The organism is Streptodolium elevatio, assembly GCF_040649515.1.
GTDB lineage: Bacteria > Actinomycetota > Actinomycetes > Streptomycetales > Streptomycetaceae > Yinghuangia > Yinghuangia elevatio.
The window spans coordinates 51,699-69,833 of the sequence record NZ_JBEZFP010000036.1 but is presented as its reverse complement, the minus strand read 5'-3'; the positions used below and the strand labels follow the sequence as shown (position 1 = coordinate 69,833).

19 protein-coding genes and 1 pseudogene are annotated in these 18,135 nt (G+C 72.3%); 9 read left to right on the top strand and 11 right to left on the bottom strand.

What is annotated here, in order from left to right; translation table 11 throughout:
- Positions 1-139: LexA family protein (locus AB0C36_RS16475; RefSeq protein ID WP_494410251.1), on the bottom strand; the 139-nt coding region annotated here is incomplete at its 3' end.
- On the opposite strand from AB0C36_RS16475, the gene AB0C36_RS16470 reads away from it, so the two are divergent.
- Both AB0C36_RS16470 and AB0C36_RS16465 read left to right on the top strand, forming a co-directional pair.
- Positions 130-306, top strand: coding sequence for an SPOR domain-containing protein (locus AB0C36_RS16470; RefSeq protein WP_358354417.1), 177 nt, complete (start codon positions 130-132; stop codon positions 304-306). The genes AB0C36_RS16475 and AB0C36_RS16470 overlap by 10 nt on opposite strands.
- 231 nt (positions 307-537) lie before the next feature.
- Positions 538-1,026: a hypothetical protein gene (locus AB0C36_RS16465; RefSeq protein ID WP_358354414.1), complete on the top strand. Its 489-nt coding sequence runs from the start codon at positions 538-540 to the stop codon at positions 1,024-1,026.
- 111 nt (positions 1,027-1,137) lie between these two features.
- Here the strand turns inward: AB0C36_RS16465 and AB0C36_RS16460 are convergent, their stop codons facing one another.
- Positions 1,138-3,594, bottom strand: a complete 2,457-nt coding sequence (locus AB0C36_RS16460; RefSeq protein ID WP_358354412.1) for a tetratricopeptide repeat protein — start codon at positions 3,592-3,594, stop codon at positions 1,138-1,140.
- Positions 3,595-3,804: 210 nt separating this feature from the next.
- On the opposite strand from AB0C36_RS16460, the gene AB0C36_RS16455 reads away from it, so the two are divergent.
- Positions 3,805-4,260, top strand: coding sequence for a carboxymuconolactone decarboxylase family protein (locus AB0C36_RS16455; RefSeq protein WP_358354409.1), 456 nt, complete (start codon positions 3,805-3,807; stop codon positions 4,258-4,260).
- A gap of 115 nt (positions 4,261-4,375) precedes the next feature.
- Positions 4,376-4,870, top strand: coding sequence for an iron chaperone (locus AB0C36_RS16450; RefSeq protein WP_358354406.1), 495 nt, complete (start codon positions 4,376-4,378; stop codon positions 4,868-4,870).
- 120 nt (positions 4,871-4,990) lie between these two features.
- Here AB0C36_RS16450 and AB0C36_RS16445 read toward each other — a convergent pair whose 3' ends face one another.
- The 3 genes and pseudogenes from AB0C36_RS16445 to AB0C36_RS16435 form a co-directional block, all read right to left on the bottom strand.
- Entirely contained in the window at positions 4,991-5,284 is a 294-nt protein-coding gene (locus AB0C36_RS16445) for a DUF6355 family natural product biosynthesis protein (RefSeq protein WP_358354403.1), read from the bottom strand.
- A 558-nt stretch (positions 5,285-5,842) separates the two neighbouring features.
- Entirely contained in the window at positions 5,843-6,139 is a 297-nt protein-coding gene (locus AB0C36_RS16440) for an EF-hand domain-containing protein (RefSeq protein ID WP_358354400.1), read from the bottom strand.
- Between the two features lie 136 nt (positions 6,140-6,275).
- Positions 6,276-7,140 (bottom strand): annotated as a pseudogene (locus tag AB0C36_RS16435) (cation diffusion facilitator family transporter).
- Positions 7,141-7,380: 240 nt separating this feature from the next.
- Here AB0C36_RS16435 and AB0C36_RS16430 point away from each other — a divergent pair.
- A complete protein-coding gene (locus tag AB0C36_RS16430) occupies positions 7,381-7,818 on the top strand; it encodes a hypothetical protein (RefSeq protein ID WP_358354397.1) in 438 nt (145 codons plus the stop codon).
- Positions 7,819-7,919: 101 nt separating this feature from the next.
- Here the strand turns inward: AB0C36_RS16430 and AB0C36_RS16425 are convergent, their stop codons facing one another.
- Positions 7,920-8,558, bottom strand: a complete 639-nt coding sequence (locus AB0C36_RS16425) for a hypothetical protein (protein ID WP_358354394.1) — start codon at positions 8,556-8,558, stop codon at positions 7,920-7,922.
- Positions 8,559-8,739: 181 nt separating this feature from the next.
- Here AB0C36_RS16425 and AB0C36_RS16420 point away from each other — a divergent pair, with 181 nt between their 5' ends.
- On the top strand, positions 8,740-9,369 hold the full coding sequence (locus AB0C36_RS16420; RefSeq protein ID WP_358354391.1) for a maleylpyruvate isomerase family mycothiol-dependent enzyme: 630 nt from the start codon (positions 8,740-8,742) through the stop codon (positions 9,367-9,369).
- 40 nt (positions 9,370-9,409) lie between these two features.
- Here the strand turns inward: AB0C36_RS16420 and AB0C36_RS16415 are convergent, their stop codons facing one another.
- A complete protein-coding gene (locus tag AB0C36_RS16415) occupies positions 9,410-10,027 on the bottom strand; it encodes an HdeD family acid-resistance protein (RefSeq protein WP_358354388.1) in 618 nt (205 codons plus the stop codon).
- Positions 10,028-10,215: 188 nt separating this feature from the next.
- Positions 10,216-11,022, bottom strand: coding sequence for an IclR family transcriptional regulator (locus AB0C36_RS16410; RefSeq protein WP_358354385.1), 807 nt, complete (start codon positions 11,020-11,022; stop codon positions 10,216-10,218).
- Positions 11,023-11,338: 316 nt separating this feature from the next.
- Between AB0C36_RS16410 and AB0C36_RS16405 the strand changes: the two genes are divergently transcribed.
- Positions 11,339-12,631, top strand: a complete 1,293-nt coding sequence (locus tag AB0C36_RS16405) for a CaiB/BaiF CoA transferase family protein (protein ID WP_358354382.1) — start codon at positions 11,339-11,341, stop codon at positions 12,629-12,631.
- 24 nt (positions 12,632-12,655) lie between these two features.
- Positions 12,656-13,597, top strand: coding sequence for an HpcH/HpaI aldolase/citrate lyase family protein (locus AB0C36_RS16400; protein ID WP_358354379.1), 942 nt, complete (start codon positions 12,656-12,658; stop codon positions 13,595-13,597).
- 113 nt (positions 13,598-13,710) lie between these two features.
- Here the strand turns inward: AB0C36_RS16400 and AB0C36_RS16395 are convergent, their stop codons facing one another.
- The 3 genes from AB0C36_RS16395 to AB0C36_RS16385 form a co-directional block, all read right to left on the bottom strand.
- On the bottom strand, positions 13,711-15,135 hold the full coding sequence (locus AB0C36_RS16395; protein ID WP_358354376.1) for an MmgE/PrpD family protein: 1,425 nt from the start codon (positions 15,133-15,135) through the stop codon (positions 13,711-13,713).
- Positions 15,136-15,206: 71 nt separating this feature from the next.
- A complete protein-coding gene (locus AB0C36_RS16390; RefSeq protein ID WP_358354373.1) occupies positions 15,207-16,448 on the bottom strand; it encodes a CaiB/BaiF CoA transferase family protein in 1,242 nt (413 codons plus the stop codon).
- A 57-nt stretch (positions 16,449-16,505) separates the two neighbouring features.
- On the bottom strand, positions 16,506-16,637 hold the full coding sequence (locus AB0C36_RS16385; RefSeq protein ID WP_358354370.1) for a hypothetical protein: 132 nt from the start codon (positions 16,635-16,637) through the stop codon (positions 16,506-16,508).
- Between the two features lie 44 nt (positions 16,638-16,681).
- Here AB0C36_RS16385 and AB0C36_RS16380 point away from each other — a divergent pair, with 44 nt between their 5' ends.
- Positions 16,682-18,118, top strand: coding sequence for a dihydroorotase (locus AB0C36_RS16380; protein WP_358354367.1), 1,437 nt, complete (start codon positions 16,682-16,684; stop codon positions 18,116-18,118).
- Positions 18,119-18,135: the final 17 nt, after the last annotated feature.

The window sequence follows — 18,135 nt, the reverse complement described above, 5'->3', positions numbered from 1 at the left end:
TGCGAACCGAGGGCGTGCTCGACAGGCCGACCGCCTCGCCGATCTCGCGCATGCTCGGCGGATATCCGCGCGATTCGACGCCCGGGGCGGGCGTACCGCGGCCGGGTCCTCTGCACCACAATTTCCGCCATGGACACACCGGTTCGATGGCAGGTCTGGCGGCAGGACGACAACGGGGCGCGGTTCCTCATCGCGTCGTACGACACCGAGGACGAGGCGCGCGCCCGCCTCGCGGCCGTCGAGGCCACCGGCGGCCACCACAAGCAGCTCTACTGGATGAACCGCTCCGACCGGAACGTCCGCTGAGCCGCTGCGACCTGGGCGGCACGACTCCGCGATTCTGCGGTCGTTCGTGTGCTTCCGCGTAGTAACATTCCGGGCCCCTGCTGTTTTTACTCCGTTGGGGCGCCGCGCTGTTCGCGCGGGGCTCGGAACATGATCAGGGGCATGATCAGGGCAGGGAACGGGGCGGGAAGGGCCGATACGAATGGCCGTGGGAATCGTGCGGAGGCTCGCACCGGGCACCGGGAGCACATCGTGAGCGGCGACCGGCGCCGGAGCAGGGCCGCGACGGAGACGAAGGCCGACGGGGCACGCGTGCGCCGCCAGCGGTCGCAGCCGGGCGCCGCCGTTCCCGCGCTCTCCTCGGAGGTCATCGAGGCGGCGCTGTACCGGGCCGCCGAGGGCGAACCGGCGGCCGAGGCGACGGCCTACATCCTCACCGAGGAGGGCTCTTTCGTACGCCAGGCGGATCTGTACGCGCTCTGCCTCGAATGGTCCGACGACGGCCGCTACGCGACCGTCCGGTGGCCCGTACTGCGCGAGTTGGTCACCCGGCCGGAGTCCCCCTACCAGGACGGGCCGCTGCGCACCCTGCTCCTGCTGTGCTGCTCGCTGCACGACGACGGCCCCGTACCGCTGACGCGCCTGTCGTCCCTGGACACGACCGAAGCGCGCATCGTCTCGCGCGGGATCCACATCGCGACCGGCAAGCTCACCCTGGCCCAGGCCTTGGGCACCGCGTAGCTCCGCGGAGCACCACCCGTCGCGGGCACCACGTAGCCCCGTAGACCCGTAGCCCGGCATGACGCACCACCGCTCGGCACCGCCTTTCGGCGGTGCCTTGCGGCGGGGTCGTCAGACCGCGCTAGGCATGAGTTCGTGTACGAGGGCCCGTGCCGCTTCCCGGTGTTCGGCGGCCGCGGCCGGATCCGAGGCGTCGAGCAGCACCGCCAGGCCCTCGTGGGCCTGTGCTTCCTCGTGTCGGTAGCCGAGTTCGGGTGCCTTCGCCAGGGCGTGGGCGTACAGCCGGCGGGCCTCGTCGGTGAGCCCGGCCAGTCGGCACGTCTCGGCGTAGCCGTTGAGGAAGCGGACCTTCCAGTGCTCCTCGAAGAGCTTGTCCAGCAGGGCGAACGCCTCGCGGTGCCGGGCGAGCGCCTCGTCGTACCGGCCCATCCGCCGGAGTGCGACACCGAGGCAGTTCAGACACCACGCCTCGTTGTTCATGTGGCCGTCGGACCGGGCCAGGTCCAGCGCCTGCTGCAAGTGCTCGACCGCCTGGGCGGGTTCGTCGTCGGCGACGGCCACGCCGAGCGTGATCCGGGCGGTGAAGGTGGGCGGCCATGCGGGGTCCGCGGTCGGGATGTCCAGGACGCCGCGCGCCAACCGTGCCGCCTCCTCGCGCTGTCCCAGTTGCAGCAGCGCCCATGCCTCGGACGCCGATGCGTGTGCCGCGCCGGTCGGGCAGCCGGCGGCTTCGTACGACCTCCCGGCCAGCCGGAAGAATTCGAGCGGTTCCTCCGCGTACCCCTGATCCCACGTCAGATAGCCGCGCCGCATGGCCAGTTCCGCCTGCCCTCGGGTGGCCCCGACCTGCGACAGCCGTGGTTCGGCGGCCTCGTACGCCGCGACGGCCTCGGCCATCCGGCCCGCGTTGTAGCGCGCGAAGCCCAAGTCGCTCTGCGCCTCGGCCTCGTGCAGCGGGTCGTCCAGGCGCCGTGCGGCGTCGAGCGACCGCTCGAACAGGTAGTTGAGATGCGTCGTGCCGCAGCGGCGCGCGAAGTAGGCGCGCATGAAGCGCGGCAGTTCGCACACGTGCGTGTCGGCACCGATCGCGGCCGCCGTCTCGAAGACGCCGATCAGGTTCTCGTACTCCGCGACCAGCCAGGCGAGCGCCTGGTTCTTGTCCGCGAACGGCGGCAGTTCGGCCGGTGGCCGGCCTGCCGAGGGCGGGCGGCTGGGCGACAGCGCGGCCAGCGCGGCGTCCGCGGCGGCGGTCGCGTGGACATAGAAGTCGAGCATCCGGCCCAGGGCGCGTTCCCGATCGGCCGGGGCGTCCTGCTCGGCACCGGTCTGGCGGGCGTGCCCGCGTACCAGGTCGTGCAGCCGGTAGCGGCCGACGGTCGGCTGCTGGACGAGGTGCGCGTCGAGCAGGTCTTCGAGGATGATCCGGGCGGTACGCACCGGTACGTCGGCAACCGCGGCGACCACGTACTCGTCGAACGACGGCCCCGGCAGGATCCCGAGCATGCGGAAGAGCCGGGCCTGCGCCCGGTCCAACTGCCGTACCGACATGGCCAGTGCGGCGTCGACCTCGCCGGTGCCCTGGGACAGCCGCTCGGCCAGGATGCCCACGGTCCAGCCCGGCCGGTGGCGCAGCCGGGCCGCGGCCAGCCGCAGCGCCAGCGGCAGGTGGCCGCACAGGCGCAGCACCTCGGCGGCGGATTCGGGGTCGCGGGCCAGTCGGCCTTCCGGTCCGGTGGGATCACCGCTCGCCCGGGCGAGTAGTTCGGCGCTCTCCTCCGGGCTCAGCACGTCCAGCGACACCGGGGGCACCTCGTCGAGGCCGAGCAGCCGGTTGCGGCTCGTGACCAGGGCGACGGAGGGGCCGGCGCCGGGCAGCAGGGGGCGGACCTGCTCGGCGTCGACGGCGTTGTCGAGGACCACCACCGCCCGCCGGCCCGCAAGTTCCGACCGCCAGCACGCGGCGAGTTGCTCCAGGCCCTCCTGCGGGACGCGCTCGGACGGGACGTCGAGCGCGCCGAGCAGCATGCGCAGCGCGGAATCGGCGCTGAGCGGTTCCTGCCCCTCGGTGAACCCGTGCAGGTCCACGTACAGCTGGGCATCCGGGAACTGCTCGGCCAGCCGGTGTGCCGCGTGCACCGCCAGGGAGGTCTTCCCGACGCCCGCCATTCCGTCGAGGGCGACCACGCGGTGGCTGTCGACGGCGGCGAGCACCGCGGCGAGCGGGGCTTCGCGGCCGGTGAAGTCGGGTACGTCGCGCGGCAGGTCGTTGCGCGGCCGGGGCTGCACCTGCCGACTGGCTTTCGGGGGCGCGGGCAGCGGGTTCGAACAGCGGTCCCACAGCGGGCGCAGCGGGCGGGGGTCGCGCTTGACGAGACGGCAGAGCGCGACCACCGCGGGCCACGGGGGCACGGTCTGGCCCCCGAGGTAGCGCGACAGGGACGACGAGCTCAGGCCGGCATCGCGGGCGAGCGCGCGTACGCCCAGACCCGACAGCTCCTGGAGGCCGCGCAACCGCGCCGCGAGCTCTTCCTGCGGGTCGGCTGCTGTCCCACGCGGTCGCTCATCCACCGGATCACGCCTCTCTGTCCCGTACTCAGGAAAACTCTCGGGCCCGCATCGTCGCTGGTCAAGCCCGTTCCGGCTGTCCCACGGTGTCCCACGGCCGTCGCCGTGCGGCGGCGGCCCGGCTGTGATGGAGGCACACCCCGGGGGAACGGGGCCGAACCGGAGAAACGGATCCGACGAACGGATCCGGGACCAGAAGTGGAGCACACCGAGATGCAGCCTCGTATGCAGAACCCCGCGATGGTGCTGTCCGGCGCGATGCAGCCGATCCAGGAGATCTTCAAGGCCGTGCACTCGGGCGGCGTACCCGGGCAGACGCTGGAGCTGGTGCACCTGCGGGTCAGTCAGATCAACGGCTGCGGCGCGTGCGTCGACGGGGGCACGAAGAGCGCCCGCCGCGCCGGCGTGAGCGACGAGCGGCTGGCGGCGGTCGTCGCGTGGCGGGACACCCCGTACTTCAGCGACGAGGAGCGCGCCGCCCTTGCGCTGGCCGAGGCCGCGACGCGACAGGCCGACCGGCCCGACGCGGTGGGCGACGACATCTGGGACGCGGCCGCCACCTACTTCGACGAGAAGCAGCTCGCCGCGATCATCCTCATGATCGGCGTCACCAACATGTTCAACCGGCTCAATGCCACGACGCGCCAGATCGCCGGCGCCTGGGGATGACGTGCGGGAGCAATCTCCGACGCTCCTGGGTACTACCAACAATCACTGACAAAGCCCCAAAAACACACCAATCCGAACTGGCATCCCCCGCGGATCACTTCCAAGGAGATCAATCATGACCGGCACCGCGAAGACCACGAAGTCCACCGCCAAGCGCGCCGCCTCGGCCGACCCGTCGTACGACGGCTTCACCGCCGAAGAGCGCGCCGCCATGAAGGAGCACGCCCAGGAGATGAAGGCGACCTCGCGCCGCCGCGGCTCCGCCGCGGACAAGGCCGCCGAGGCCGAGGCTGCGGTCGTCGCGAAGATCGCGGAGATGCAGGACTCCGACCGCGAGATGGCCGAGCGCATCCACGCCGTCGTCAAGAAGAGCGCCCCCGAGCTCGCCCCGAAGCTCTGGTACGGCATGCCGGCCTACGCCAAGGACGGCAAGGTCCTGTGCTTCTTCCAGAGCGCGCAGAAGTTCAACGCCCGGTACGCGACCTTCGGCTTCAACGACGTGGCGACCCTCGACGACGGCGCCATGTGGCCGACCGCGTTCGCCCTCACCAAGCTCACCGCCGCCGACGAGCGCCGGATCGCCGACCTCGTGAAGAAGGCGGTCGGCTGACACACCGGCAACGGCAGCAGATTGGGGATCGGGCAGGAAGCCGCGCAGCACATGCGCACGGCTCCCCGCCCGGTCCCCAAAGCCGTTTCTCCGGGCCGGTCGACCGGGACCTGGATCAGGTCAGCAGAGGCGGCCGGTGTAGTGCGCGCCCTGGATCTTGTCCGCCGGGCCGAGCCAGGTGCGGCCCGGTGCGACACAGCGCTCGTAGTCGGGCGCCAGGGCCACCCTGACCGTGATCACGATGCGCGAGCCGTCGGACGTGCAGTGGTTGTAGTACGCGTCGGAACTCGTCTCGTAGAAGCCGCACGGGTTCCGGAGTACGGGGGCCGCGGTGGCGGTGGCGGTGCCCGCGGTGGCGAGTACGAGGGCGGCGGCGGAGGCGAGAGCGCAGGCGGTCGCGCGGCGAAGGTGCAAGGAAGGCTCCTGAGCGGGCAGTTCGGGACGGCGGGACGTATGCCCGCTTCCCTCGCGGGTGGTCGGACACCGGCCATGATCGCGACGCCCGTACGCGTGGTCGACCCGACACCGCTCCGTTCACCCGGTGGGGCGAGCGGGGGTCGACCGTTCGGAGCAACGGTCCGGTTGCGGCTGTCCGCGGTCGCCCTCCGAAGACAAGCTCAGATGCCTCGCCTCGGTTGCCTTGTTCGTGCACCCGGCCCGACGGCCCGGCTCAGGTGACCGCCGAGGCCCGCCGAGCGGGCGCGACCCGTGCAGTGACCCGGCTCAGGTGACCGGCTCAGGTGACCGGCTCCGGCGCCGGACCGGGACCGGGCAGCGGGCCGGGGTTCGGACCCGGTTCGGGACGCGGCGCGGGCGGGGGCTCGGGGTCCGGCCCAGGTTGCGGCGGCGCGGGCGGCACGGGGTCCGGGCCGCCGGGGCCGGGGACGGGTCCGGGCAGCGGGCCCGGTTCGGGTCCCGGCCCCGGGCCGGGAGCGGGAGTGGGATTCGGGGGGACGGGGTCCGGCGGCGTGGTCACGGGCGTGTCCTCTCGTCGTCTTCGCGGCGGGCGTCCCAGACGTCGGTGCTCGCCTGCGGGCTCGTCTCGGTCCCCGCCTTCTCCATCAAGGCCAGGAACTCGTCGAAGCTGATGGAGCCCGAGCCGTCCGCGTCGTACGTGCGCAGCAGGTGCTCGGTGCCCGCGGCCTCCTCGTCGCGGCCGAGGTCCTGCAACGCCGCCATCAGCTCCTCGGAGTTCAGCACTCCGTCGTTGTTGAAGTCGTGCCGATGGAAGGCCTCGAAATAGCGGACCCGGTCGTCGTGGCTGGTCATGAGCCCTGCGCTCCTCACTGTGCCGATTGCTGTGCCTTTTGCTGAGCCGCGGGTCGTGGTCGGCGCTCTGCGGCTGCCCGCTCGACGGCGCCGTACACGTGTCCTCCACGGCCCCCCGGTGACGACGCCTCCGCTCCTAGCCGCGGTCACGGTCACCGCCACGGTCGTCGATCGCCCGGTCGAGCGAGGCCCGGTAGCGGCGTGCGGCCTGCCGATCGGCGGTGCCGGCCCGCGTGACGTCCAGGAACACCTGGTCCACGTGCGGCCACGCGGACCGGATGGATTCCATGAGGCGAACCGACATCGCCTCGACCGCGGCGCTGTCCAGGCCGTCCGCCAGATCGATGCGCGCCGCGAGCAGCGTGGAGTGCAGGCCGAGACCGGCAATGGCCGGCAACACACCCAGGACCGCACTGCCGTCCTCCGCCAGCACGGTCCGCTGCGTCGGGTCGCCGGCCTCGCGGACCTGCCGCGAGAGCGGCACCCCGGCGCGGCGGGCCTGGCCGCGCAGCTGGAACAGCGCGCGCAGCAGCGACCCGCCCTCGGCGAGCAGCGCAACGCCCAGCACCGTCATGCCCGCGATGTACGCCCCGGTCGTCGGTTCGCCCTTTCTCCCGCAGGGCCTCGAAACCCTGGAAGAAGGAGAAGCAGCCCATCACGAAGATGCCCACGGCGGCGAGCAGGGACCAGAAGTAGCGTTCCTTGCCGTATCCGAAGGGGTGCTCGACGTCGGCCGTACGCTCGCTCCTGCTGAGCCACCCCGGCAGGAAGCCCTCGTTGACGGAGTCCGCGATCGAGTGCGCGGCCTCGGACAGCAGCGCGGGGGCGCCGGCCACCGCACCCGCGACGGCCTTCGCGGTTGCGATGAGGATGTCGGACGCGAGGGCCACCCACACGGTCAGGCAGGTCCCGGCATCGCGCGAAGGCGGCTCCGCCGCAGTGGCTTCGCCGGAGTTGTCGCCGCTCACGACAGCGTCGCCACCCGTACGCCTCCGCGGCATGCGATCTCCGCATCGTGCCGCGCGGCTGCTTGGGTCGGGCGTCAGCGGGTAGCCGCGCGGCGACGGGCCGGCGAACGGCCGGCTCCGTGGTGGCAGACCGACGGGCCGACGCGTGCCGCACAGGGCCTGCCGCGGGTCGGGCACCGAAGGCGCCGGACGGACCGGACGCACCGAAGAGGCCCCAGACCATCCAGGGCACCCCAAGAGCCCAGAGCAAGCGAGCAAGAGAGCAGAAGAGCCATGATCTTCGTTGGACTCCTCATCGCAGCGGCGGCCGCCGCGTTCGCGGCGCTGCTCATCGCGTACAACACCTCGGGCGGGCCCGAGTACACCGTGAGCATGTTCGACCAGGACATAGTCACCCTCAACAGCCTGGCGATCTTTGTGTCCGGGCTGGCGATCGCACTCATCTTCTGCGCCGGACTCGCCCTTGCGGCGAGCTGGCCGCGGACCCGCCGCCGGCTGGGCATGGAGCGTACGACCGACGCCGAGTTGCAGGCACGGGCGCAGCGGCGCGCCGACACCCACGAGTGGCAGTCCGACCCGTCGGTCAGCCCCGTGCGTACCAGTGCGGACCAGGCGACCCGGCGGCCGGACGAGCCCGGCGCTCCGGGCACACGACGACCCGACGGATCGAGCACTCCGGGTGCCGGCGAGGAACCGCCCCCGGTCCGCTGACCCGGTGAGTCGGCCTGTTTGGCCGGCTCGGCCCACTCGGGCGACCCGGGCTCGGGCGACTCGGGCTCAGGCGACTCGGGCGGCCCGCGCGGCCCGGGTACTCAGTCGTGGTCGTCGGACCACTGATGGGTCATCACGTAGTTGAGCGGCGACGCCAGTGCCGTGTGGGCGAAAACCGCGGCCAGCCGCTCCCAGCCCGCGAGCGTGAAGTGCCCCAGCAGCCAGAAGACCTGGATGCGATCGCCGCAGGCCCACAGCGGGCGCGGGCCGCGCTCGGTCGCGAACTCGCGCGCCCGTGGCGGCTGACCGGCGGCGAGGCGCGCGGCGTCCTCGGCACAGCACGGCACCGGCCGAGGCAGCAGCTGCGGCGACGGCTGCCACAGTGCGCTCACTTCGGCCGGGGCGTGGTGGGGGTCGAACAGGCACGGGGCCGTGTACCGGCCCGAGGCGTCCGGGCCGAAGCCCTCCCCCGGCCCGGCCGGGAGGCACGCGCGGGCCTGCGCGAGTTGTGCGGTGAACCACCCGACCGGCGTCGGGTCGAGGAAGAGATCGGTCGGGTCGGGGGCGGCCCGCCAGGCATCCCGGATGCCGGCCGCGGCCAAGGTGCGCGACACCGCTGCGGCAGGCGAACCGAGCCTGGCCACCCGCGCCTCGACGTCGGCCAGCTCGGCGTCGAAACCGTCGAGTACGCGCAGCAGCACGGCGCGGGCCTGTGCCGCCTCTCGGTCGTGTGCGGGCACGCGCGTACTCCTCGGAAAGGCGGCCGAAAGGCAGGCGGATCTCGGACGGGCGCGGGCGCCCGGACAGATCATGCCGTGCGTCGCACGGCCCGCGCCGGTGTTTCGGCACGCCGGTGCGATGAGTTTCCACCCTCGTCCGAGTCATGGATGGCAGACACTGTGGGCGGGCGAAGGAGCAGCCGTGAAGGACGACGAAGTCTGGTCGATCGTGCACGCCGAGCGGGCGGCGCTGGTCGACGACCTCGGTCGGCTCGACGACGCGCAATGGGACGAGCCGTCGCTGTGCGACGGCTGGACCGTGCACGACGTCGCCGCGCATCTCGTGCACAGTGCCCGGACGACGCGCCTGAACTTCGTCACCAGTTTCGTGCGCGCCCGGTTCGACTTCGACAAGCAGAACGCCCGCGGCATCGCGCAGGTACGCGGCGCCACCCCGCAGGAGACCCTGGAGCGCCTCCGCGCCGCCGCCCCGCGGACGTCGGCACCGCCGGCGCCCCTGGACACCCGGTTCGTCGAGGAGGTCGTGCACGGCGAGGACATCCGGCGGCCGCTGGGGATCGGCCACACGTACCACGAGGACGCCGTCGTCCGGGCGGTGCGCCTGCAAACCCGCACCTCGGCGTCGTTCGGCGGGGCCAAGGAGTTGGTGGCGCGGGTACGCCTGACCGCGACGGACACCGACCTCGTGATCGGCGACGGTCCCGAGGTACGCGGAACCGCGCTGGCCCTGCTGCTCGCCGTCTCCGGGCGTCCAGTGGCGCCTGAGGTGCTCACCGGACCAGGCGTGCCCGCACTGGCCGCCGGAGCCTGACGCGTACGCGCCCCCGTACGCGCGGCGGATGCCGCCCGGGTCAGTCGACCCGGGCCCCGGCGCCCTGCGCGCTCCACTCGGCGGACACGCGGTGTGCCTCGCGCCGGATCCGGAACGACGTGATCATCTCCACGATCCCGACCGCGACGAGCCAGCAGCCGACCACCACGGTCAGCACCGAGACCGACTCGAACGGGGACACCACCAGCACGACGCCCGCGACCGCGGTGACGACGCCGAGGAAGCCGTGCCAGCCACGGCCGGGCATGTCGGGGGCGGATGCGGCGGCCATCGCCTCCGCGATGCCGCGGAAGAGCCAGCCGATGCCGATCCACAGTCCGAGCAGGAAGATCGACTGGAGCGTGCCGCGGAAGCAGAACAGGCCCAGCAGGATCGACAGCGCGCCGCTGATGAAAGCCATCACGCGGATCCCGGTCGTGGTGTGCGTGCCGAACGCCGAGGCCAGTTGGAAGATGCCGCTGACCAGGAGGTACAGGCCGAACAGCACGCCGACGACGCGCAGCGACGGGCCGGGCCAGACGAGGACGACGATGCCGAGCGCCAGGGAGAGCAGGCCGGTGATGAACACCGCCTGCCACGCGCTGCGCGCGAGTTCCCGCCAGATGCCGTCGAGGGTTGGGGTCGGCTCGGTGTCCATGGTGATCCCGCTTTCGCCATACGCCCGGGTGACAAAACTGAATAAATCGACTACATCAGGGCGTGGCTGCCTCCGCAACGCGGCGCGGCAGGCCCGAAAAGGGCCTTGGGTCACGGCTCTGCGGCGGCGGGGCCGGCGGCAGCGAGGGGCCGATGGGCCGACGAGTCGGCTGGGCGGCGGCGAGTGCCTCAGTCGGTGCCGACGAGACCGTGGCCGAATTCCGCGGACACGCGGTTCGCCGCGTCCACCACGTGCTGGGCGTACTCGGAGGCCCGCTGCCGGAAGCGGAACTGCGGTCCCGCCAGGCTCACCACGGCGATCACGCACCCGTCGTGGTCCAGTACGGGCGCGGCTACGGCGGCCGCCCCCTCCTGGCGCTCCCCCGACGAGGCGGCGTACCCGCGCTTGCGGATGAGCCCGATCTCCTTGCGCAGCGCGGCGGCGTTGGTGACGGTGCGCTCGGTCAGCACCTCGAGCCTCGCCTGTCCGAGGTACGCGTCGATCTCGTCCTCGGTCAGGAACGCGAGGATGGCCTTGGACGACGCCCCGGCGTGCAGTGGGAACGGTGTTCCGAGCGGGACCTCGATGCGCAACTCGCTGCTCGGCGGCACCTGGTCGACGTAGAGCCGGGTCTCGCCGCGGCGCACCGACAATGTGGCGGTCTCGCCGCATGTCTCGGCGAGGCGGCGCAACTCCGGTGCGGCCAGCATGCGCAGGTCGGTGCGGGCCAGGTACGCGCGGCCCAGCGCGACCGCGGCCGGACCCAGGGCGTACCGGCGCGTCGTCGGGTCGGCGGTCACCAGGCGGCGGCTGCGCAGCGCGGTCAGGATCCGGTGCACCGCGCCTTTGGTGATGCCCAGTTCCTGGGAGATCTCGGTGACGCCCAGGTCGGGGCGGCCGCTGCGTCCGAAGAACAGCAGCACATCGATCGCGCGCTCGACGGCGGCAATGGATCTGCCGGTCGTTTCCTCGACGTCGGCGGCGGCTGCGGGCACCTGTGGCTCCTCGGGCAGGACGGGCTGCCATCATAGCCACGACGCGATCGTTGTTCCACGGAGCGGAACACCGGCCTGCGCAACCCTTTGGTCTCCCCGGGGTTTGCCCTTCCGGAACGCTTGAGCGCCTGGTGGAACAGTGCCTACCATGGCGGCAGGTCGGCGGCCGTCCGCCGCCGCCTCCGGGAGGGACGCCGCACATGACCGTTCGCCCCACCGCCCAACTCGGGCGATTCCCCCACGACTTCGTCGGCCGAACCGCCACCGCCCCCGCGGCGGCCGTCTGATGGCGCCCGGCAGGCGTCCCCTGGAGGACGTGCGCGTCATCGCGGTGGAACAGTACGGCGCCGGGCCGTGGGGTTCGCTGCACCTCGCCGACCTCGGGGCCGAGGTCATCAAGATCGAGGACCCGTCCGTCGCCGGAGACGTCGGCCGATACGTGCCGCCGTACGCCGAGGGCGAGGACTCGCTCTTCTTCGAGGTCTTCAACCGCAACAAGCGCAGCCTGTCGCTGGACCTGGCCTCGCCGTCCGGCCGCGCCGTCTTCGACGAACTCGTGCGCGCCTCCGACGCCGTCTACTCCAATCTCCGCGGGGACGTGCCCGCCAAGATCGGCATCACGTACGACGACCTCAAGCACCTCAACCCGCGCATCGTGTGCTGCTCGCTGTCCGGGTTCGGCATGACCGGTCCGCGCGTGGCGGAACCGGGGTACGACTACATCCTCCAGGGTCTGCTGGGCTGGATGGACGTGACCGGCGAACCCGACGGCCCGCCTGCCAAGTCCGGCCTGTCGCTTGTCGATTACTCGGCCGGGTTCGTCGCGGCCGTCTCGCTGCTCGCGGGTCTGCACGCGGCCCGGCGGGACGGCACCGGCATGGACTGCGACGTGTCCCTCTTCGACACCGCGCTGTCGCTGCTCAACTACCCGGCCGCCTGGCACCTCAACGCCGGGTACGAGCCCCGCCGCACGCGGCACTCCTCGCATCCCTCCCTCGTGCCGTTCCAGCTCTTCCGCACCGCCGACGCCTGGATCGTCGTCGGATGCCCGAAGGAGAAGTTCTGGCAGCGGCTGACCGAGGTCGTCGGACACCAAGAATGGGCGCAGGACCCCCGGTTCGCCACCTTCGCCGACCGCGAGCGCAACCGCGGCGAACTCCTGGCGCTGCTGGAGCCGTTGTTCCGCACACGACCGGCGGCGGCGTGGCTGGACGCCCTGTCCGCGGTCGGCGTCCCCTGCGGCCCGGTCAACACCGTCCCGGACGCGCTCACCGACCCGCACACCGCCGCCCGCGACATGGTCGTGACGACGGAGCATCCGCGCTACGGGCGAATGCGCCTTCCCGGCACGGCTGTCCGGGTCGGCCCGGATCCGCGGCCCGACGGCCGTGCGCCGCGCCGTAACGAGGACTTCGAGTACGTCCTGACGCAGGTCGCCGAATGCTCCGACGAACGAATCGCGGACCTCGTGCGCGCGGGCGCGTTCGGGCGCGCGGGCGCCGTGCCCGGCATCCCTGACCGCTTCCGCACTGGTTCCCCTTCGGCTCCCGATTCCGCGACCGTGCCCCCTCCGCCTCCCACAACGCCCAGGACTGGCACGGGCGCGTAGTACGTCCGTCGAGGAGGGGACCGGATGACCACCCCAGCGGGCGCCGCGCCACGCTCCCATCTGTACGTGCCCGGCGACCGGCCCGAGGTCCTGCGCAGGGCCGTCGCGCGCGCGGCGGACGCGCTCATCCTGGACCTGGAGGACTCCGTCGCGGCCGCCGCGAAGGAGAGGGCGCGCGCCGCCGTGGCGGCCTTCCTCGCCGAACGCCCGGCCCCCGTGGCAGCTGAACCCGCCCTGTGGGTGCGTGTGAACCCCGGCGCCGTCGGTCGCGCCGACCTGGCGGCCGTGGTCGGCCCCGCATTGGCCGGAGTGTGTCTGGCCAAGACGGAATCGGTTGCCGAAGTGGCTGAGGTCTCCTGGCTGATCGGCGCTCTGGAGTCCGAACGCGGACTCCAGGACGGCCGGATCGCGCTGTCTCCGCTGCTGGAGTCCGCGGCGGCCGTCTTCGCGGCACGGGAGATTGCCGCGACGCCCCGCGTGCTGCGCCTTCAGATAGGCGAAGCGGACCTGTGTGCGGACATCGGCGTCGAGCCGGGCCCGGACGAGCGCGAACTGCTGTGGGTCCGCAGCCAGGTCGTGCTGGCGTCGGCAGCCGCCCGGATCGATCCGCCGGTCGGCCCGGTCAGCACGGACTACACCGACCTCGGCGCGTTGCGGGAGTCCACAGTCGCGCTGCGGCGCCTGGGATTCGCCGGCCGGGCGTGCATCCATCCGGCGCAACTCGCCACGGTCAACGAGGTATTCACCCCGACGCCCGGGGAAGTCGAGCGTGCGTACGCGGTGGTCGCGGGCCATGAGGCGGCGATTGCCTCCGGGAACGGGGTGTTCGTCGACGGGCGCGGACGCATGGTGGACCTGGCCGTCGTACGGGGCGCCCGGCGTACGCTGGCGGCAGCCCGCCTGGCGGGTCTCCGCCCCCGGCCCGAGCCGCCCGACCTGACCCAGCCGACCGACCGGACCGACTGATCCGCCGGATCGTGCGGGATCCCGCCGATGCGACCCGCCCCGCGGGGTCCCGCCCCGGGTCCCGCCCCCAGAACGTCCGGCACGGCGTCGGCCGTGCGGGCTCCGCCCCGACGTCAATCGGCGGGCATCGTCAGGTCGAGCACGTGCCGGTAGTCCACGTTGCCCTCGGCCATCGCGACCACGGCGGCCAAGAGGCGTTCCGTCCGGTTCGGAGGCAGCGCGCGTACGGCGTTGAGGCGGAATTTCGCCAGGAGTTCCGTGCGCGACAACGGATGCTCCGGCCCACCCCGCGAACAGTCGACCCGGTGCTCCAGAACCCTGCCCGCGCACGTCGTGACCCGCAGCACCGCGGCGAAGGAGTCCGGGAATCGGGCTGTCGCCGACTCGTCCGCGACCATCGTCACGCGCTGCGCGAGGTCCGGCAGGCGCGGGTCGGCAAGCGCATCCTCGGAGAAGTCGTCCAGGTGGAGTCCGAGTCCGCCGCCCCCGAGCAGCGCACGAGCCACGGTGTACGGTCCGCTGAATTTCGCGTGGTACCCGGTGGTCGGCCGGATCTTCAGCGCACGGGGTTCGGCGATGGTACGCAATACGGGTTCGGCGACGCCGAGTTCGGCGTGCTGGACCTCGTCCGCGGAGAGACCGCGGGCCCGGAGGGCCAGCGCGCAGTCGATCCCGGGGTGGGTGAAGTGGTTGCTGGGATAGGGCTTGTAGAAGGTGCGCAGCAACTCCCACCGCGTTCCCAGGTCGCCGGTGAGGGCGGCAGCGTCGTACTTGCCGTCCAGGTAGGCGTTGAAGAAGCCGAACCGGCCCTCCAACACCGTGGGTGGCCCGGTGACGCCCTCGCGGGCGAGTGCCGCGGCCACGACTCCGCCGTGGGCCGCCCAGCCGCAGTGCACCCGCTTGACCGTGCCCCCGGTCCGGTTCGCCTCCAAGAGACCGGCACCCATGCTGGCGGCTATGCCCACGGCGGACGCCAGCGCTTCGGCGTCCAGACCGTACGCCAGGCCCGCCGCGGTCGCCGCCCCGAGCGCACCGCAAATCGACGTCGCGTGCAGGCCTTTGTCGAAGAACACCGAGTTGCCCAGTTCGGCGGAGTACGACGCCATGCCCAGACGATTGGCGACCTCGATGCCCGCCGCAACTGCCGCAAGCAGCACGGCGGTCGGCGCGTCCGCGGCTTCTGCGGCAGCCAAGGCCGCGGGCACGACGTTGGCGGACGGGTGCAACACGCTCGGCAGGTGGGTGTCGTCGAAGTCCAGCAGGTGGGCGAAAGTCCCGTTCGCCAGTGCGGCGTTCGGCGCCGGCAGGCGCACGCCGGACCCGACGGCCGTCGCTTCGCGGACCCCGGCCCAGCCGTCGACGAGCCGCAGCACGGCGGCATCGGGGGCGGCTGCTCCCTCGGATTCGGCGCGCCCCGCCAGGCAGTTGCCCAGCACGTCGAGGACCCGGTGCACGACATCGGCGGTCACTTCCCCGGGCAACGGCTCGTCCCGGCACGCGACGGCGAAGCGGGCGAGTTCCTGAACGTGGGTTCGCACCCGCGACACCTCGGACACCCCGGATACCTTGGAAACCGCGGGCACCCCGGGCACCCCGGACGCTCCGCGGGTCACGGCTTCTCCCCCGCGATCACACCCGCCTCGGCGAGCCGGTCCAGTTCCGCGGCGCCGAGTCCCGCGCGTTCGCCGAGCACGCGATAGGTGTCCGCGCCGTGCGGACGGCCGGTCCAGGCGATGCGGCCGGGAGTCCGGGACAGCCGGTACAGCAGGTTCTGCATGCGCACCGGACCGAGGACCGGGTCCTCGACCGTGGTGACGGTGTCGAGCGCCTGGTACTGCGGATCGGCGAAGACGTCGGCGATGTCGTGGATCGGCGCGGCCGCCGCCTCGGCCGCCTCGAACGCGGCCATGACGTCGGGGAGATCGCGCTCCGCGATCCAGGCGGCGACGTACCCGTCGAGTTCGTCCGCGTGCGCGGCTCGGCGGACGCCCAAGGTGAACCACGGCCGGCCGACGACCTCGGGATGCCCGACCAGGCGCATGACGCGCTCGGCGACGCTGTGCGCGGACGTGGAGACGGCGACCCACTTTCCGTCCCGGCACCGGTAGGTGTTGCGCGGGGCGTTGTTCACCGAGCGGTTCCCGGTCCGCTCCTGGACGATGCCGAGTTGGTCGTACACGATGGGCTGCGGCCCGAGGATCGACAGGATGGGTTCGATGATGGCCAGGTCGACGATCTGGCCGCGGCCGCTACGGGTGTCGCGTTCGTAGAGCGCGGTCATCACCGCCTGGGCCGCGGCGAGCGCCGCGATTCCGTCGGCCAGGCCGAACGGCGGTAGCGTGGGCGGGCCTTCGGGCGTGCCGGTGATCGCCGCGAACCCGCTCATCGCCTCGGCCAGAGTGCCGAAGCCGGGTCGGGAGGCGTACGGTCCGAACTGCCCGAACCCGGTCACGCGCGCGACGACCAGCCGCGGGTTCAGCGCCATCAGGATCTCCGGGCCGAGCCCCCAGCGCTCCAGGGTGCCCGGCCGGAAGTTCTCCACGAGTACGTCGGCGCCGGCGGCCAACCGCCGCATGATCTCGGCGCCTTCCGGCGTGTTGAGGGCGAGGCCGACCGTGTGCTTGTTGCGCCCGAGAACGGTCCACCACAGGCCCACGCCGTCCTTGCCGGGGCCGTGGTCGCGGACGGGGTCGCCGCGCCTCGGGTGCTCGATCTTGACCACGTCGGCGCCGTAGTCCGCCAGAATCGTCGCGGCCATCGGCCCCGCGAACAGCGTTGCCGCATCCAGTACTTGCACCCCGGCGAGCGGTGGGTCGCGGGGTCCGTCGGCCGTGCGCGATTCGGTCGTCATGGAACGGCTTCTCCTCCGTCACCCTTGGCCGACCCGGTCAACGGTCGTATCGTCATCTTAGCCGGGGCATTCCATTGTCCGGAACGCTGTCTCACAATTGCGCTCCGGCTGCGGCTCCGGCCCCGGCTGCGACATCGGCACCGGCACCGGCACGAGCACCAGCACCAGCACCAGCACCAGCACCAGCACCGACTCTTGCTGCTTCTGCGGTACGAAGGGGGACGCAACGCGCCATGCCCCACTACGAACTCGTGGTCAAAGGCGGCACCGTCGTGCTCCCCGGCGGCACGCAACTGCGCGCCGACGTGGCCGTACGCGGCGGCAAGGTCGCGGCACTGGCCGCGGACATCCCGGTCTCGCGGGCCGACGACGTGCTGGACGCCCGCGGCATGGTCGTGCTCCCGGGCGCCGTCGACGCCCACTTCCACATCGGCATCTACCGTGACCTCGGGCTCGACGCGTACGAGGAGACCCGGTCGTCGCTCGTCGGCGGGGCCACGTCCGTCGTCTCGTACTTCCGCACCGGCACGCATTACCTGAACCGCACCGGCCCGTACCGCGAGATTTTTCCCGAGGTCCTCGCCGCGGTGGCCGGCGAGGCCTGGACCGACTACGGGTTCCACCTCGCCCCGATGACGGTCGGGCAGATCGGGGAAATCCCGTACCTGGTCCGCGAACACGGCGTCACGTCGTTCAAGTACTACATGTTCTACAAGGGGTTCGACCTCGCTTCGAACAGCCGGGACGCGCGCGCGTTCACCATGGGCGACGAGTACGACCTCGGCCACCTGCTGCTGCTCATGGAGCAGGTTGCCGCGGCCCAGGACGCGAACCCGCAACTGCGTCTGTCCCTGTCGCTGCACTGCGAACAGAGCGAACTGATGCGGGTGTTCATCGACCGCGTGCAGGCGGCCGGGGACCCGCAGACGCTCCGGGCGTACCACGAGGGACGCCCGCCGCTGACCGAGCGGGTGGCGATCGGCGAGGCGACTGCCATCGCGTCGCACACCGGCACGCGGATCAACCTGCTGCATCTCTCCGGCGCCGACGCGATCGACGCGGCGGTGCAGGCCCGGCTCGCCTACCCGCATACGGACATGCGCTTCGAGACGACGCTGCACCACCTGTGCCTGGACCACGACACACTCGACGCGCGCGGCGGTCTCGGCGGCAAAGTCAACCCGCCCATCCGCACCGCTGCCGACAACGAGGCGCTGTGGGCACGCTTCGCGGCCGGGGACATCGACTGGGTGGCTTCCGACCACGCCTGCTGTGCCGAGGAGTTGAAGGGCGACCGGCTTTGGCCCGCGGCCCCGGGCTTCGGGGGAACCGCCCTGCTGTATCCGGTGATGCTCTCGGAAGGGCACCTCAAGCGGGGCATCCCGCTGCCGCGGATCGTCGAGGCGGTCTCGGCCGCCCCGGCCCGGGCGTACAACCTTGCGGGCAAGGGGAACCTCCTGCCCGGGTTCGACGCCGACCTGACCGTCGTGGACCTCGACAGGACGCAGACCGTAACCGCCGCGCTGTGTCGCTCCGGTCAGGACCACTGCCCCTTCGAGGGCGTCGAGTTGACGGGCTGGCCGGTGCACACCGTCGTGCGCGGAAGCGTCGCGTACCGGGACGGCGAGGTCGCGGGGACGCCGACCGGCGCGTACCTGCGGCGCTGTTGACGGGCGAAGCGCATCGG